We start from the raw sequence: 15,660 nt of genomic DNA on the forward strand, positions 1-15,660 counted from the left end.
TCCACAAATGAATTATTCAGAACGATCATTCTTTTTATGAGAACTATCGACCTGGACTCCCTGGAGATCTTCCGCACCGTGGTGGCGGAAGGCGGCGTGATCCGCGCGGCGGACAAGCTCAACCGCGTGCAGTCGAACATCACCACGCGCATCCAGCAGCTCGAGGAGCGTCTCGGGCACAAGCTCTTCCATCGGCAGGGCCGCACCCTCGCGCTGGCGCCGGCGGGCCACAAGCTGCTGCCCTACGCCGACCGGCTGCTGCGCCTCGCGGACGAGGCGGAGTCCGAGCTGCGCAGCGACCTGCCGCTCGGCACCTTCCGGCTGGGTTCGCTCGAAAGCACCGCGGGCAGCCGGCTCGCGCCGGTGCTTTCGCGCTTCCACAAGCTCTATCCGGGGGTGGTGGTGGAGCTGGTCAGCGGCACCACGGGTGCGCTGATCAAGCGCGTGAACGGCTTCGAGATCGAGGCCGCATTCGTGTCGGAACCGTTCACGCCCACCGGACTGGAATCGCTGCCGGTGTTCGAGGAAGAGCTGGTGCTGGTCACCGCACTCAGCGTGACCTCGGTGACGCGCCCGGGCGATCTTGCGAACTCGACGCTGATCGCGTTCGCGCAAGGCTGCTCGTATCGCCGATTGCTCGAACAGTGGCTCGGCAAGGGCGGCGTGTCGCCCTCACGCTCGCTGGAGTTTTCTTCCTATCAGGCGATGATCGCGTGCGTCGCTGCGGGCACCGGCTTCGCCATCGTTCCGGTATCGGTGCTCAAGGCGCTGCGTGCGACGGCGGATGTCCGGCAGCATCCACTGCCGGAACGGATGCGCCATAACCGGACCCATCTGATCTGGAAGGGAACGCCCTCGGTGGCGCTCGCGCGGCTGATCGAGATGCTCAGGAAGCCTTAGCCAGGGTCTACGGCTTGTGCACGTGCACGATGCCGGTCATGAACGGATGCACGGTGCAGTAGTACGCATAGTCTCCTTCTTTCGGAAACGCAACCTCGTACTGATCGTCGGTATCCAGCGCCTTCGACGCGATGACCCTTTCCTGCCCCTGCACACTGGCCACGGTGTGCGGCACCTCGTCGTGATTGATCCAGCGCACGCTGGAACCGGGCGCGATCGTGATCTCCTTGGGTCCGAAGCTGAACTTGCTGACGTCGACGGTCTTGACGGCGTCGGCGGCAACGCTGGCCGACAGGCCCGCCGCGACGCATGCGACCAGCGCGAGCCCGGCGCCCCAGGGTTTCAGGTGGCTTCCATGGAACATGGCACAGCTCCTCCTCAGCCTTCGAGCGGCCGGTCGACCATCGCCAGCTCGCTCTTGCCGCGGACCAGGCTGATCTGGCGCGTGCCCAGCAGCTTGCCGAGTTCGCCGGCGGGAACCTTGACGGGGCCCGGCTCGCCGATCCCTGCCTGGCCCGGTGTGGGCAGGGGATAGGCCAACGACATCGCCGTGTGCATCGCAACGCTGCCTTCGACTTTCTGCAGCACCTGGTGGATGTGCCCATTGAGGACCGTGACCGATCCGTACGGGCGCAGCATCGCAACCAGCTGGGCCGCATCGGCGGTGCCCCAGCCCCAGGGCTCCCAGACCGTCCAGAGCGGGATGTGCGCCATCACCACGATCGGCGTCGAGCGCGAGACACCGGCGAGGTCGCTCTTGACCCAGGCCAGTTGCTCGTCGCCCAGGCCGGCCAGCATGCCGGCCTTGAAGTTGAGCGTGTTGGTCAGCCCGATGAAGTGGACGCCGCCCTGGTCGAAGCTGTACCAGGCGCGGCCCTTGCCGTCGTGATCGAAGAACTTCAGATAGCCATTGACCCCATCGTCGATCGTGTCGTGCTCACCCGGCACGGTATGGACGCGGTCGACGCGGATCTCCTTGAGGATCTCCCTGGCGTTGCCGAATTCCTCGGGCTTCGACAGGTGACTGACATCGCCCGTGTGCACGACGAATGCCGGCGCCAGGGGCAAGGCATTGATGTCGGCGATGGCGTGACGCAGGCTGCCGACGACATCGGGATTGGCTTCCCTGCGAAAGCCGATGTGGGTGTCGCTGATCTGGACGAAGGTCAACGTATCGCGTGCAGCCGCCGGCGGCGTGGCGCCACCGGTGGCGCCCAGGGCACGCGGTATGCCGCCGCTCACGGTCCAGACGACGGCTGCGCCGCTCCAAGCGGACAGACACCGGAGGGCTTCGCGACGGCCGGGATTGTGCGTATTCATCTGCTTGCTCCTTGCAACGGGTTGAAGGTCGTTGCAAGCTGCAATACGCAAGCAGGCCGGGATTTATTCCTGGTCGGCCTCAGGCCGGTGCGAGTCCAGTCGCCGGCGCTCCCGCCATCTTGGTTCCTTCGAACTCGTCGACGACATCGGCGACCGAGATCCTGCGCCCGAAATAGCCCAGACTCTCTTCCAGCCCTTCGGCGCGGAGGATGTCGCGCACCGGCGCGTGTGCGGCAACCATCCGCAGCCGAATGCCCGCCTGCTCCATTTCCCGATGCAGCTTTAGCAGCATCTTCGCTGCCGCCAGGTCGACCTGGGGCGAGGTCGACAGATCGCAGATCACCAGCTTCGGCTTGTCAGGTGCCGAGTGAAGCATGCGGCGCACGCTTTCGTGCACGTGATCGACGTTGAAGTAGAGCATGGCGGCGTCGACGCGGAAGATCAGCGTGCCCGGCACGAGCGTGTTGTCGGGATTGCGCTCGATGTCGGAGAACTTGCGCGTGCCGGGAATGCGGCCGAGGATCGCGACGTGCGGCCGCGCGACGCGACCGATGAGCAACATCAGCGAAGCCAGCACAGCGACGATCACGCCGTTGAGGATGCCCAGCAGCAGCACCGCGACGAAAGCGATCATCGAGACTGCGAACTCATAGCGGCTGACACGCCAGAGGCGCTTCATCTCGCTGATGTTCACCAGCCCCTTGACGGCCACCAGGACGATGGCGGCGAGGACGACGTTGGGCAGGTTCTTCAGTCCGCCGGCCAGGAACATCAGGCACAGGCCGATCGTGATCGATGCGAAGACGAGCGCCAGCGGTGTCTTGGCGCCCGCCTTGTCGTTGACCGACGACTGCGAGAGTCCGCCGGCCACGGGATAGGCCTGGAACAGCCCCGCGCCGAGATTGGCCGCACCGAGGCCGAGGAATTCCTGGCGCGGGTCGATCTCGTAGTTGTGCGCCTCTGCCAGCGCGCGCGCGGCCGAGACGCTCTCCACGTAGGAAAGCAGCAGGCAGGCGAACGCGAGCGGCACCACGCCTTGCACGTCGCGCACGCGAAGGCCGGGGAGCTTGAACGTCGGCAAGCCCTGCGGCAAGGCGCCGACGACCTTGAAGCCGAGATCGCCCAGCGAGGTCACCGACAGCACGACGATGGACGCGACCACCACGAACAGGGCGGCCGGCCGGCCCGGCAGGTACTTCTCGGCCAGCAGCAGCAAGGCGAGCGCGACGAGACCGAAAGCCAGCACCGCCAGGTTCGTGTCGGGAATCTGGCCGGCCAGGATGACGAGACGCTCCAGGAAATCTTCGCCGCCGCCCTTCACGCCGAACAGCTTGGGCAGTTGGGTCAGCGCGATCGTGAACGCGGCGCCGGCCTTGAACCCGAGCAGGATCGTCTCGCTGATGAAGTTGACCAGCGAACTCAGTCGCAGCAACCAGGCCAGGACGCACATGACCGCGATCAGCAACGCGGTCAGCGCCGCGATGCCGGCCCATCGCTCCGGATCATTCCCCGCCATTGCGCCGACGGTGACACCGACCAGCATCGAGATGGCCGAGGTGGGGCCGATCGCCAGCTGGCGCGACGATCCGAAGAGGGCATAGAACAAACCGCCCACGAGGTAGCAGTAGACGCCGTACTGCGGCGGCAGCCCGGCGAGCGAGGCGTAGGCCAGCGACACCGGGATGCCGTAGGCGGCCAGCGTCACGCCTGCAATGGCGTCGTTCGCCAGCCACCTGGGCTGATAGGTCCGAAGCCAGCGGGCCGGGGGAAATGCCGCGCGCCATCCATGCTCGGTATCTGCCGAGAACACGCCCGCCGGTCGTGCTTCCTGGGTCATGAGAGGGCCTCACGCGAAGAATATGCCGACGACAGTATCCGGCGCGGCTGTTGCGGCAGCTTGATGAATGTCAAGTCCTGCCGCCCAGCCAGCCGCGCGCGCCGGTCTATTTCCTGTCGCTCTCCGCCTCCTGCAGCAGCCGCCACATCACCTTGCCGCTGCCGCTCTTGGGCAGCGCATCGACGAACTGCACCGCGCGCGGGATCTTGTAGACCGCCATGTTCTCGCGGCACCAGTCGATGATCTGCTGCTCGGTGGTGTCCTTGTGCGTCGGGCGGAGCACCACCACCGCCTTGACCGATTCGCCGCGATAGGCGTCCTTGGTGGCGATCACGCAGGCCTCCTGAATGGCCGGATGCTTGAACATCAGGAGTTCGACCTCGGCCGGCCACACCTTGAAGCCGCTCGCGTTGATCATGCGCTTCAGGCGATCGGTCATGAAGAAGTAGCCGTCCTCGTCCATCCGGCCCATGTCGCCGGAGCGGAAGAAGCGCTTGCCCTCGAATTCCACGAACGCGGCTGCCGTCGCGTCGGGCCGCTTCCAGTAGCCCTGGAACACCTCGGGACCGTGGGTGATGATCTCGCCCGATTCGCCGATGGGCATTTCCTGCAGCGTGTCGGGGTCGACCACGCGCGAATCGGTGCTCATGTAGGGAATGCCCAGGCATTGCTGCTTCGGGTTCTCGAACGGATTCGCGTGCGACGGGGCTGCGGTCTCGGTCAGCCCGTAGCCTTCCTGGTATTTCAGGCCGAACTGCTCCAGCAGGCGCTGCGCGACCGCCTGCGGCATCGCCGCGCCGCCGCCGCCGATGTAGGTGAGGCTGGTCAAGTCGTAGTTCGCGAAGTTCGGGCTGGCCATCAGGTCGATGACCATGGTCGGGATGTTGGTCCAGCTCGTGACCTTGCGGCGCGAGATCAGCCGGCCCGCCGTGTCGCGGTCCCAGCGCGGCATGATGACCAGCGTTCCGCCGAAGACGACGGTGGTGTGCATCACGCTCACCACGCCGGTGATGTGGAACATCGGCACCACCGCCAGCACCACGGCCTCCGAGGAACCCAGCCCCCAGATCTGCCCCGCGAAGGCGTTGTGATTGAGGCTCGAATGGTGGTGGATGCAGCCCTTGGGCAGCCCGGTGGTTCCGCTGGTGTAGGGCAGGAGCGCCATGTCGTTGGCGCCGACGACGTGCTCGGGCGCCGGATGGCCGGCATTCATCGCATCGGTCCAGCGCATCGTGGCCCCGTCCTGCAGCTCGGGCAGCGGATGGCGCGTGAGCAGCCAGTCGCGCCACGCGGCCGGCGGAGCCTCGTCGCCGGTCACCTCCGGATCGAAGCAGTCGGTGAACTGCGTGACGATCATGTGCGCGAGCCGGTCCTTCGGCGCCAGCGCATTGCTGGCCTTGGCCAGCTCGGCCGCGAGGTCGCTGGTCGTGATCGCGACCTTGGCGTCCGGGTCGGTGATGTAGTGCTTGAGCTCCTCGGCCCGGTTCATCGGATTGACCGGCACCACCACCGCATTGGCGCGCAGGATCGCAAAGTGCGCGATCACGAGTTGCGGGCAGTTCTGCATATTGAGGATCACGCGGTCGCCGCGCTTCACGCCCAGGGCGTGCAGCGTGCCCGCGAGGCGCTCGGTCTGCGCCGCGAACTCGCGGTAGGTGATCTCGCTGCCGAAAAAGACCAGCGCGGACTTGTCGGGAAAGCGCTCGGCGTTGGTCTTCAGGTTGTGCCACAGCGAGGTGGCAGGGACGGTGATCGAGCGAGGCAGGCGCTCTGGCCAGAACTTGTAATGCGGTCGTTCCATACGGTCTCCAAACAGCCCGGAAGCCTACGACGCCACGCGGCAGTGCAGCATGGGGGAAGCCCCGAAAATCGTCACATCGGCGACTCCGAAAGATGCAATCTCCTGTCCATCGGTCGCCGCCGGCATCCGCCCGCGGATCGAGTCGGCACAGCTCTTGCGTACGGCAGGAGGAAGCAATTCCCCGACCTGTCCAGGAGCCACTCCATGCAACATTCCAAGCGCCGGTTCGCGGCGATCCTCGCCGGCGCCGCGCTGTTCGCCACCGGTGCAGCGCACGCGCAGAACGCGCTCGACCACATCCTGAAGGCCAAGGTCATCAAGATCGCGGTGCCGACCGACTACCCGCCCTACGGCTCGGTCGACAAGACCATGACGCCGCAGGGGCTCGACATCGAGATGGCGCAGCTCATCGCGAGCAAACTGGGCACCAAGGTCGAGCTGGTGCCGGTGACGAGCGCCAACCGCATTCCGTATCTGCAGACCCGCAAGGCGGACCTGGTGATCTCCACGTTGGGCAAGAACGCGGAACGCGAGAAGGTCATCGATTTCTCCGCCGCTTACGCGCCCTTCTTCCAGGCGGTGTACGCCTCGAAGAACCTCAACATCAAGAGCTTCGCCGACCTGGGCGGCAAGAGCGTGGCGGTGACGCGCGGCGCGATGGAAGACCAGGAACTCGCCAAGGTCGCGCCCCCGAACGTCGACTACAAGCGCTTCGAGGACAACAACGCCACCATCGCCGCCTTCGTCGCCGGCCAGACGCAGACCCTCGCCACCAGCGCGGCGGTCGCGGGCGACATGATGCAGAAGAACCCGCAGCTCGGCGCCGAATACAAGCTGCTGCTGAAGGACAGCCCCTGCTTCATCGGCATCGCCAAGGGCGAAGACGCGCTGAAGACCAAGGTCAACGAGATCATCGCCAACGCGAAGAAGGACGGCACGCTCGATGCGATGGCGAAGAAGTGGCTCGGCCGCCCGGCGGGCGACCTGCCGGTCTGATCCGTCGGCCGCATGGGCATCGAATTCGACTTCGGCGCCGTTCTCGGCCAGTGGCCCTTGCTGGCCAAGGGCGTGCTGTGGACGCTCGGCCTGACCGTGATCGCAACGGTGATCGGCATGGTGGTGGGCGTCGCCTGCGCATGGGCGCGAGCGAGCGGCCCGGCGTGGCTGCGCTGGATCGTGGGCGCCTACGTGGAGCTGATCCGCAACACGCCGTTCATCGTGCAGCTCTTCTTCATCTTCTTCGGGCTGCCGGCGGCGGGCTTCAAGCTCTCGCCGGAGGTGGCTTCGGTGATCGCGATGGTGATGAACCTCGGCGCCTATGCGACCGAGATCATCCGCGCCGGCATCGAGGCGACGCCGCGCGGGCAGATCGAGGCCGCCGTGAGCCTCGCGCTCAACAAGGTGCAGGTGTTCACGCGCGTGGTGCTGCCGCCGGCGATGAAGAAGGTGTGGCCCGCGATGGTGAGCCAGATCATCATCGTGATGCTCGGCTCGGCGGTGTGCAGCCAGATCTCGACCGAGGAACTGAGCTATGCCGCCAACCTGATCCAGAGCCGCAACTTCCGAGCGTTCGAGGCCTTCATCATCGCGACGGTGATCTACCTTGCGCTGTCGGTGGCCGCGCGGCGGCTGCTCAACTGGGCCGGCCCGCGCTGGTTCTTCGGACGGTGAGGCGCGCATGAGCGACTTTTCGATCTGGGACATCCTGCGCAACCTGCTCATGGCGCTGCGCTGGACGGTGGTGCTGTCGCTGATCGCCTTCGTGGGCGGCGGCGCGGTCGGCGCGCTGCTGCTCTTCCTGCGGCTTTCAGGCGGTCGCGTCGCAGGGCGCCTGATTGGCCTCTACGTGCAGGTCTTCCAGGGCACGCCGCTCCTGATGCAGCTCTTTCTCGCCTACTTCGGCATCGCGCTGTTCGGCGTCGATGTGTCGGCTTGGACCGCCGCTTCGGTCGCATTGACGCTCTACACCAGCGCCTTTCTCACCGAGATCTGGCGCGGCTGCGTGGCCTCGATCCCCAAGGGCCAGTGGGAGGCCGGCAGCAGCCTCGCACTGAGCTTCGGCGAGCAGATGCGCCATGTGATCCTGCCGCAAGCGGTGCGCATCGCAGTCGCACCCACGGTGGGCTTTCTGGTGCAGGTGATCAAGGGCACGGCGCTCGCGTCGGTGATCGGATTCGTCGAGCTCACCAAGGCGGGCAGCATGATCTCCAATGCGACCTTCAAACCCTTCGTGGTGTTCAGCTTCGTCGCCCTGCTCTATTTCGTGCTGTGCTTTCCCGTGAGCCTGTACGCCAAGAACCTCGAGAGGAAATTCCATGGCGCTCGTCGCTGACGCCCCCAGGCCAGCCGTCGCTGCGACGGCCGCGCCCATCGTGCGCATTACCGCGCTGCGCAAGTCCTACGGCAGCAACGAGGTGCTCAAGGGCATCGACCTCGACGTGAAGCGCGGCGAGGTGATCGCGATCATCGGCAAGAGCGGTTCGGGCAAGAGCACGCTCCTGCGCTGCATCAACGGGCTGGAGGTGTTCCAGGAAGGCTCGCTCACCGTCGACGGCAAGCCGCTGCTGCACGAGAGCGCGATGGCGATGCGCGAGCTGCGGCAGCACGTGGGAATGATCTTCCAGAGCTTCAACCTGTTCCCGCATCTTTCCGTCGGCCGCAACGTGATGCTCGCGCCGACGCTGGTGAAGAAGCGCAGCCGCATGGAGGCCGCATCGCAGGCGCGCAAGTTGCTCGCGCGTGTCGGGCTGGCGGAGAAGTTCGACGCGATGCCCGATCAGCTTTCGGGCGGCCAGCAGCAGCGCGTGGCCATCGCCCGCGCGCTGGCGATGGAGCCGGCCGTGCTTCTGTGCGATGAGATCACCTCGGCGCTCGATCCCGAACTGGTGGGCGAAGTGCTGCGCGTGGTCGAATCACTCGCCGAGGAAGGCATGACGCTCCTGATGGTGACGCACGAGATGAACTTCGCGCGCAAGGTGAGCGATCGCGTGATCTTCATGCATCAGGGCCGCGTGCACGAGATGGGACCGCCCGAGGCGCTGTTCGGCAATCCCCAGACGCCCGAATTGAAACAGTTCCTTTCGTCGCTGCACGACTGAGCGGCGACCGGCGGGAACCCGCCCGCCTGTGGCAAGCTCGGAGCGATATGCGCTACCGCTCCCCTCCCTCATCCCGCCGTCTCGTGCTGCGCGCGCTGCTGGGCGCTGCGGCGTTGCCCGCGCCGTTCGCCGCATCGGCAGGCTTCAATTTCTTCACCAGCGAATACACCGCGAGCCGGCAGGAACTTGAAACGCAGATCGCCAGGCACTTCCCGGTGCAGAAGCGCTATGCAGACATCTTTACCGTGAGCCTGGCCAATCCCCAACTCGGGCTGGATGGCGAAAGGAATCGCGCGGCGATCACGGCGGCGCTGACCATCAGCAGCCCGTTGCTGCGACCCTCGACCGTGCAGGGCGTCGTCTCGGTCAGCAGCGCGCTCAAGTACGATGCGCCCGCGCGTGCCCTGCGGCTGGACCAGCCTCAGGCGGAGCGTCTCGAACTGCAGGGCGTGACCGGCCGCGACGCCGAGCGGCTCCAGCAGATCGGCGCCGTCGTCGCGCAGGAACTGCTTCGCGACCAGCCCCTGCGCACCTTCACGGCCGAGGAGCTGACCGTTGGACGCAAGACTTACGAGATCGGAGCGATCACTGTGCAGAACGACGGCATTACGGTAGAGCTCAAATGAAACTCAGCGTTCTCATCGCGGCAGCAGTCGTCGTTGCGGGCTGCACGGCGCTGGCACCCACGCCGCGGCAGGCCATCGATCTGCAGGCGCATCGCGGCGGTCGCGCGCTGATGCCGGAGAACACGCTGGCCGCGTTCTCGAATGCGATCGCCATGGGCGTGACCACACTCGAACTCGACATCGGGCTGACCGCCGACGACGTCGTGGTGATCTCGCACGACACGGCGCTGAACCCCGACCACACGCGCAACGCGCAAGGCGAATTCCTGGCTTCGAAGGGACCGGCGATCCACACGCTGACGCTCGCGCAGCTGCAGACGTACGACGTGGGCCGCATCGACCCGGGCAGCGACTACGGCAAGCCGTTCCGGAAGCAGTTGGTCCGCGACGGCGAGCGCATCCCGACCCTGGCTTCGCTGTTCGAGCGCGTGCGCGCTGCGGGCGCGGACCAGGTTCGCTTCAACATCGAGACCAAGGTCGATCCCTCGCGGCCCGACGAAACCGCGTCGCCCGAGCAGATGGTGCGGGCGCTGCTCGCCGAGATCGACAAGGCCGGCATGGCCCAGCGCGTGACGATCCAGAGCTTCGACTGGCGCACCCTCGCGCTGGTGCGCGATGAAGCGCCGAAGATCCAGCGCGCCTATCTCACCAGCGGCCGCACGCTACGCGACAGCCGCTGGACCGCGGGCCTGCGCTTCGAGGATTTCGGTTCCGCGCCGCGCCTCGTGAAAGCCGCGGCCGGCGAGGGCCCGGGCAAGGTCATCTGGTCGCCGGCATTCAAGGACCTCACGCCCGAGCTCCTCAAGGAAGCGCACGCGCTCGGCCTGCAGGTGCTGCCGTGGACCGTCAACGAGCGCGCGGACATGATCCGGCTGATCGACTGGGGCGTGGACGGCATCATCACGGACGACCCGGCGATCCTTCGCGACGTGATGAGCGAGAAGAACATGCCACTGCCGCCGCGCGGCCGCTGAGCCTCACACGTGGCGCGTGGCCCGCGCGCGCGGCGGGTCGGGCGGCGATTCCCGATCGGCGCGCGCGTGCAGCGTTCCGATGATGTGGCACTCGGCATCGGTGCCGTCGCAGCAGTCGCGCAGCGCGATCAAATCCTTCTCGAGCGAGCGCAGCTCGCGCAGGCGCTCGCGCACATGGCCCAGGTGCGCATCGAGCGTCACGCAGGCCGCGTCGCAATCGGCTTTGCTGCGCAGGTCGAGTGCGAGCAGCGTGCGCACTTCGTCGAGCGACATGTCCATCGCACGGCACAGGCGGATGAAACGCAGGCGGTGCACGTCGGCGTCGCTGTAGACGCGGTAGCTGTTGTCGGCGCGTCCCTGCGGTGCGATCAGCCCTTCCCTTTCGTAGTAGCGGATATTTGCGGCGCTCACGCCGCTGCGCGCGGCGGCATCGCCGATGCGGTAGACGGCCCCGGTGGCCTGGCTTGCATCCAGCATGGTCATAGTTGGGTCGGACATCGATGTCCGCCGATGGTCGCAGTACGCGGGGCTCACGGCAACCCGCGACCGGAATTTGTCCCGAGTTACGCCGCACTTCTGTGGATAACGTTGTGGGTTGCGCGAGGACAGCAGGTGCCGCACGTCCATTCCATGCGGGTTGCGACTGAGTTGCCCGCAAATGAGGCACATGAACAACCATAATCCTCGGATGTCCGATTTCTCCCCTTCCTCCGCCTCGCACCAGGGCGCCATCACCGACGTCGCCGGCATCGAGGTCGGCCATTTCACCGACACGCGCCGCCCCACCGGCTGCACCGTGATCCTGGCCCGCGAGGGCGCGGTGGCGGGTGTGGACGTCCGCGGCGCCGCACCCGGCACCCGCGAGACCGATCTGCTGGCGCCGGGCAACTTCGTGCAGCAGGTGCATGCAGTGATGCTCGCCGGCGGCAGCGCGTGGGCCTGGCGGCGGCCGACGGCGTGACGCGCTGGCTCGAGGAACGCGGCGTCGGTCTCGATGTGCGCTACGGAACGCTGCCGATCGTTCCGTCGGCCGTGCTGTTCGACCTGCCCGTCGGCGATGCACGCATCCGGCCCGACGCGGCGGCCGGTTATGCGGCGTGCGACGCCGCCTCGTCGGCGGCGCCGGCCGAGGGCAATGTCGGCGCCGGCAGCGGCGCGCTGGTAGGCAAGCTGTTCGGCGTGCACCGCGCGATGAAGGGCGGCATCGGCACCGCATCGGTCACGGTCAACGGCGTCACGGTGGGCGCGCTGATCGCGTGCAATGCGCTCGGCGACGTGGTCGATCCCGACACCGCCCGTGTCGTCGCCGGTGCGCGCACCGAGGACGGCCATGCGCTCCTCGACACGCGCCGGGCGCTGCTTCGCGGCGAGTTGCCGAAGCCGCTGCTCGCAGGCACCAACACCACGCTGGGCGTGGTCGCGACCGATGCGGTGCTGACCAAGGTACAGGCGAACCGGCTCGCGACCGCCGCGCACGACGGGCTCGCACGTGCGATCAATCCGGTGCACACGATGAGCGACGGCGACACCTTGTTCGCGCTCGCAACGGGCCGCGTGCCGCTCCAGGGCGAAGCACCGGGCATGACGGTGCTGAGTGCGCTGGCCGCAGAGGTGGTGGCGCGCGCAACGCTACGCGCGGTGCGTGCGGCGCGCAGCGTGCGCACCGCCGAGGCTCACTTCCCGTGCGCAGCAGACCTCGCCTGAAGAGCCTTGCACGCCACCACGGGCAGGTACACCACGGCGACGAGCAGGATGACGCCGAAGCCGGCGCTCAGCAGCAGATCGGCGGGCGACATCAGCGGAAACAGATCCTGCCCCGCGATGAGCAGCAGCAGCGACATCGCAAGCAGGACCACAAGCATCTTGCCCAGAAGCAGCAGACAGGTCTTGAGGTTGGTCATGGTGCCTCTATTGGGCCCGGCGCGCTGCACTGCATCAATACGCCGTGCGCCAGTGTCGAAGGCCTAGTCTTTTCGGCTGAACGCGCTATGCCTTGCGCGCCGAATGCGAGCGCTTTGTAACGGACGCTGCGTCAAACCCACAGAAAATGCCGTGCCCATGCCTCAAGCCATCCGACTTTTTCTTCTCTCGATCCGCGATCTCATCGCCTCCGCCGGCCCCGTGGTCTTTCTCATCGTCGGTCTGCTCGTCGCGGCGTACTGGTGGCTCCAGCCGCAACCGCCCAAGCAGGTCACCCTCGCGACCGGTCCGTCCGGCAGTGCCTACGCGGAATTCGGCAAGCGCTACGCGGCCGCACTCAAGGTCGACGGCATCGAGGTGATCCTCAAGCCGACGGATGGCTCGCTCGACAACCTGCAACTGCTGCGCAAGCGTGAGGCGGACGTCGGCTTCGTCCGCGGCGGCAGCGCCGATCCGGTCAAGGACGACGAGGCCGGACTGACATCGCTGGGCAGCCTGTTCTTCGAACCGCTGTGGTTCTTCTACCGCACCGACGCCGCGCGCAAGATCGACCGCAAGACCGCGACGCTGACCTCGCTCACACAGATGAAGGGCCTGCGCATCAACGTCGACAAGCCGGGCAGCGGCGTGCCGGACATCATGGACCGGATGTTCCGCGCCAATCACATGGACCCGGCCACGCTGAACCTGTCGAACCTCGAGCAGACGCCGGCCACCGAGGCGCTGCAGGCCGGACTGCTGGACGTGATCGTGCTCGCGTCGGCGCCCCAATCGCCGCTGGTTCAGCGGCTGCTGCGCGCGCACGACATCCAGCTCATGGATTTCGCGCAGAGCGACGCCTACTCGCGCCGCTTCGCCTTTCTGCAGCCGGTCACGCTGCCGCGCGGCGTGGTCGATCTCGCGGCCGACCTGCCCTCGCACGATCTGTCGCTGCTCGCGGCCACCACGTCGCTGCTGTCGCGCGAGGAAACGCATCCCGCGATCCGGCAGCTGTTCGCGCAGAGCGCGCAGACGCTGCACGGCGGCGCGGGCTGGTTCCATCGCACGCGTGATTTCCCGAACACCCGCACCAGCGAACTGCCGGTGAGCCCCGAGGGCGACCGCGCCATCAACGGCACGCCGTCGCTCTGGCAGCGCTATCTGCCGTTCTGGGCGAGCAATCTGGTGGACCGGATGTGGCTGGTGCTTGGTGGTTTGCTGGTGCTGATGCTGCCGCTGAGCCGCGTGGTGCCGCCGCTCTACCAGTTCCGCGTGCGGCGGCGCGTGTTTCGCTGGTATGCGCGGCTTCGCGAGGTCGAACACAAGCTCGATGCGCACAAGGGCGAGCGCGATGCGCTTCTGAAGGAGCTCGACGACCTGGACCGCGTCGTCAACAAGGTGGCGGTGCCGCTGTCGTACGCGGATGAGCTTTACGCCCTGCGCAACAACATCTATGCGGTCCGCAAGCGGGTGCTGGCGGGCGCGCCGCCCGCCGACGGGGCCGCGATGCCCCCGTTCCGGTCGGCCTGATTACTTCAGCGCCTTGAAGCGCATCCGGTGGGGCCTCGCGCCCTCTTCGCCCAGGCGCTTCTTCTTGTCGGCTTCGTATTCCTGGTAGTTGCCGTCGAAGAAGGTCCACTGGCTGTCGCCTTCGGCCGCGAGGATGTGCGTGGCGATCCGGTCGAGGAACCAGCGGTCGTGGCTGATGACGAGCACGCTGCCCGCGAATTCGAGCAGCGCATCTTCGAGCGCACGCAGCGTTTCGACGTCGAGGTCGTTCGAGGGCTCGTCCAGCAGCAGCACGTTGCCCCCGGCGATCAGCGTCTTTGCGAGGTGCAGGCGGCCGCGTTCACCGCCGGACAGCGATCCGACTTTCTTCTGCTGGTCGCCGCCGTTGAAGTTGAAGCGGCCCGCGTAGGCGCGGCTCGCCATCTGGAACTTGCCGACATTGAGAATGTCGAGGCCGCCGGAGATGTCTTCCCAGACCGTCTTCTCGTTGGAAAGGACATCCCGCGTCTGGTCGACGAAAGCCATCTTGACGGTCTGGCCGATCACCACCTCGCCACTGTCCGGCTGCTCCTTGCCGGCGATGAGCTTGAACAGTGTCGACTTGCCGGCGCCGTTCGGGCCGATGATGCCGACGATCGCACCCGCGGGGATGTTGAAGCTCAGGTTGTCGATGAGCAAGCGGTCGCCGAAGCTCTTGCTGACGTTCTTGAACTCGATGACCTGGCTGCCCAGACGATCCGCGACGGGGATGAAGATCTCCTGCGTCTCGTTGCGCTTCTGGTATTCGTAGTCGGACAGTTCCTCGAAGCGCTGGATGCGGGCCTTGCTCTTGGCCTGGCGGCCCTTGGCGTTCTGGCGAACCCATTCGAGTTCCTTCTTCATGGCCTTGGCGTGGGCTTCCTCGCCCTTCTGCTCGGCCTCGAGACGGGCTTCCTTCTGCTCGAGCCAAGTGCTGTAGTTGCCCTTCCAGGGAATGCCGCGTCCGCGGTCGAGTTCGAGAATCCACTCGGCGGCGTTGTCGAGGAAGTAGCGGTCGTGGGTGATGGCCACCACGGTGCCTGAGAAGCGCTTCAGGAACACTTCGAGCCACTCAACCGATTCGGCGTCCAGGTGGTTGGTCGGTTCGTCGAGCAGCAGCATGTCGGGCTTGGACAGCAGCAGCTTGCACAGCGCGACGCGGCGCTTTTCGCCGCCGGAAAGCAGGCCGATCTTGGCGTCCCACGGCGGCAGGCGCAGCGCATCGGCGGCGATTTCGAGCTGGTGCTCCGAATCGGTGCCGGCGGCGGCGATCACGGCTTCGAGCTGCCCCTGCTCGGCGGCGAGCGCGTCGAAATCCGCATCGGGTTCGGCGTACGCGGCGTAGATCTCTTCGAGACGCGCGCGGGCGGCGTTGACTTCGCCCATCGCTTCCTCGACGGACTCGCGCACGGTGTGCTCGGGATTGAGCTTGGGTTCCTGCTCAAGGTAGCCGATGGACAGGCCGGGCATCGGGATGGCTTCACCCTCGATTTCCTTGTCCACACCGGCCATGATCTTCAGCAGCGAGGACTTGCCCGAGCCATTGAGGCCCAGCACGCCGATCTTGGCGCCGGGGAAGAACGAAAGCGAAATGTCCTTCAAGATCTGCCGCTTGGGCGGCACGGTCTTGCTGACCTTGTTCATGGTGTAGACGTACTGGGCCATGTCTATCTCTGCT

At 66.5% G+C, this 15,660-nt stretch carries 15 protein-coding genes and 1 pseudogene; 9 read left to right on the forward strand and 7 right to left on the reverse strand.

The window, feature by feature from the left end; genetic code table 11:
- The first annotated feature begins 36 nt into the window (after positions 1 to 36).
- Entirely contained in the window at positions 37 to 900 is an 864-nt protein-coding gene (locus ACQ858_RS14370; RefSeq protein ID WP_431273369.1) for a LysR substrate-binding domain-containing protein, read from the forward strand.
- A gap of 7 nt (positions 901 to 907) precedes the next feature.
- On the opposite strand, the gene ACQ858_RS14375 is transcribed toward ACQ858_RS14370, so the two are convergent.
- The 4 genes from ACQ858_RS14375 to ACQ858_RS14390 all read right to left on the reverse strand — a co-directional run bounded on the left by ACQ858_RS14375 (position 908) and on the right by ACQ858_RS14390 (position 5,858).
- Positions 908 to 1,264 (reverse strand): plastocyanin/azurin family copper-binding protein, encoded by a 357-nt coding sequence (locus ACQ858_RS14375; protein WP_431273370.1) that lies wholly within the window; start codon positions 1,262 to 1,264, stop codon positions 908 to 910.
- A 14-nt stretch (positions 1,265 to 1,278) separates the two neighbouring features.
- Positions 1,279 to 2,220: a metallophosphoesterase family protein gene (locus ACQ858_RS14380; protein WP_431273371.1), complete on the reverse strand. Its 942-nt coding sequence runs from the start codon at positions 2,218 to 2,220 to the stop codon at positions 1,279 to 1,281.
- Positions 2,221 to 2,299: 79 nt separating this feature from the next.
- The gene (locus tag ACQ858_RS14385) at positions 2,300 to 4,057 is read right to left on the reverse strand and encodes a SulP family inorganic anion transporter (RefSeq protein WP_431273372.1); all 1,758 of its coding nucleotides are present in this window, start codon (positions 4,055 to 4,057) and stop codon (positions 2,300 to 2,302) included.
- 106 nt (positions 4,058 to 4,163) lie between these two features.
- On the reverse strand, positions 4,164 to 5,858 hold the full coding sequence (locus ACQ858_RS14390; protein ID WP_431273373.1) for a long-chain fatty acid--CoA ligase: 1,695 nt from the start codon (positions 5,856 to 5,858) through the stop codon (positions 4,164 to 4,166).
- Between the two features lie 204 nt (positions 5,859 to 6,062).
- Here ACQ858_RS14390 and ACQ858_RS14395 point away from each other — a divergent pair, with 204 nt between their 5' ends.
- The 6 genes from ACQ858_RS14395 (at position 6,063) to ACQ858_RS14420 (ending at position 10,556) form a co-directional block, all read left to right on the forward strand.
- Positions 6,063 to 6,854, forward strand: coding sequence for a transporter substrate-binding domain-containing protein (locus ACQ858_RS14395; RefSeq protein ID WP_431273374.1), 792 nt, complete (start codon positions 6,063 to 6,065; stop codon positions 6,852 to 6,854).
- A gap of 12 nt (positions 6,855 to 6,866) precedes the next feature.
- On the forward strand, positions 6,867 to 7,529 hold the full coding sequence (locus ACQ858_RS14400; RefSeq protein WP_431273375.1) for an amino acid ABC transporter permease: 663 nt from the start codon (positions 6,867 to 6,869) through the stop codon (positions 7,527 to 7,529).
- Positions 7,530 to 7,536: 7 nt separating this feature from the next.
- Complete coding sequence (locus ACQ858_RS14405) at positions 7,537 to 8,190, forward strand: amino acid ABC transporter permease (RefSeq protein ID WP_431273376.1); 654 nt, start codon at positions 7,537 to 7,539, stop codon at positions 8,188 to 8,190.
- Positions 8,174 to 8,956, forward strand: coding sequence for an amino acid ABC transporter ATP-binding protein (locus ACQ858_RS14410; protein WP_431273377.1), 783 nt, complete (start codon positions 8,174 to 8,176; stop codon positions 8,954 to 8,956). The genes ACQ858_RS14405 and ACQ858_RS14410 overlap by 17 nt, the downstream gene beginning before the upstream one ends.
- 83 nt (positions 8,957 to 9,039) lie before the next feature.
- Positions 9,040 to 9,582, forward strand: a complete 543-nt coding sequence (locus ACQ858_RS14415; protein WP_431273378.1) for a DUF1439 domain-containing protein — start codon at positions 9,040 to 9,042, stop codon at positions 9,580 to 9,582.
- Positions 9,579 to 10,556: a glycerophosphodiester phosphodiesterase gene (locus tag ACQ858_RS14420; protein ID WP_431273379.1), complete on the forward strand. Its 978-nt coding sequence runs from the start codon at positions 9,579 to 9,581 to the stop codon at positions 10,554 to 10,556. The genes ACQ858_RS14415 and ACQ858_RS14420 overlap by 4 nt, the downstream gene beginning before the upstream one ends.
- Positions 10,557 to 10,559: 3 nt before the next feature.
- Here the strand turns inward: ACQ858_RS14420 and ACQ858_RS14425 are convergent, their stop codons facing one another.
- Positions 10,560 to 11,054 (reverse strand): Cd(II)/Pb(II)-responsive transcriptional regulator, encoded by a 495-nt coding sequence (locus ACQ858_RS14425; protein ID WP_431273380.1) that lies wholly within the window; start codon positions 11,052 to 11,054, stop codon positions 10,560 to 10,562.
- A gap of 190 nt (positions 11,055 to 11,244) precedes the next feature.
- On the opposite strand from ACQ858_RS14425, the pseudogene ACQ858_RS14430 reads away from it, so the two are divergent.
- A pseudogene (locus ACQ858_RS14430) lies at positions 11,245 to 12,260 on the forward strand (P1 family peptidase).
- Here ACQ858_RS14430 and ACQ858_RS14435 read toward each other — a convergent pair.
- On the reverse strand, positions 12,230 to 12,457 hold the full coding sequence (locus ACQ858_RS14435; protein ID WP_431273381.1) for a hypothetical protein: 228 nt from the start codon (positions 12,455 to 12,457) through the stop codon (positions 12,230 to 12,232). The pseudogene ACQ858_RS14430 and the gene ACQ858_RS14435 sit on opposite strands and share 31 nt — an antisense overlap.
- 157 nt (positions 12,458 to 12,614) lie before the next feature.
- On the opposite strand from ACQ858_RS14435, the gene ACQ858_RS14440 reads away from it, so the two are divergent.
- Complete coding sequence (locus tag ACQ858_RS14440; RefSeq protein WP_431273382.1) at positions 12,615 to 13,985, forward strand: TAXI family TRAP transporter solute-binding subunit; 1,371 nt, start codon at positions 12,615 to 12,617, stop codon at positions 13,983 to 13,985.
- Here ACQ858_RS14440 and ettA read toward each other — a convergent pair whose 3' ends face one another.
- Entirely contained in the window at positions 13,986 to 15,647 is a 1,662-nt protein-coding gene (ettA, locus tag ACQ858_RS14445) for an energy-dependent translational throttle protein EttA (protein ID WP_431273383.1), read from the reverse strand.
- Positions 15,648 to 15,660 lie beyond the last annotated feature (13 nt).

Origin of the sequence: Variovorax ureilyticus, from assembly GCF_050632185.1 — a bacterium.
GTDB classification, from domain to species: Bacteria; Pseudomonadota; Gammaproteobacteria; order Burkholderiales; family Burkholderiaceae_C; genus Variovorax; species Variovorax ureilyticus_A.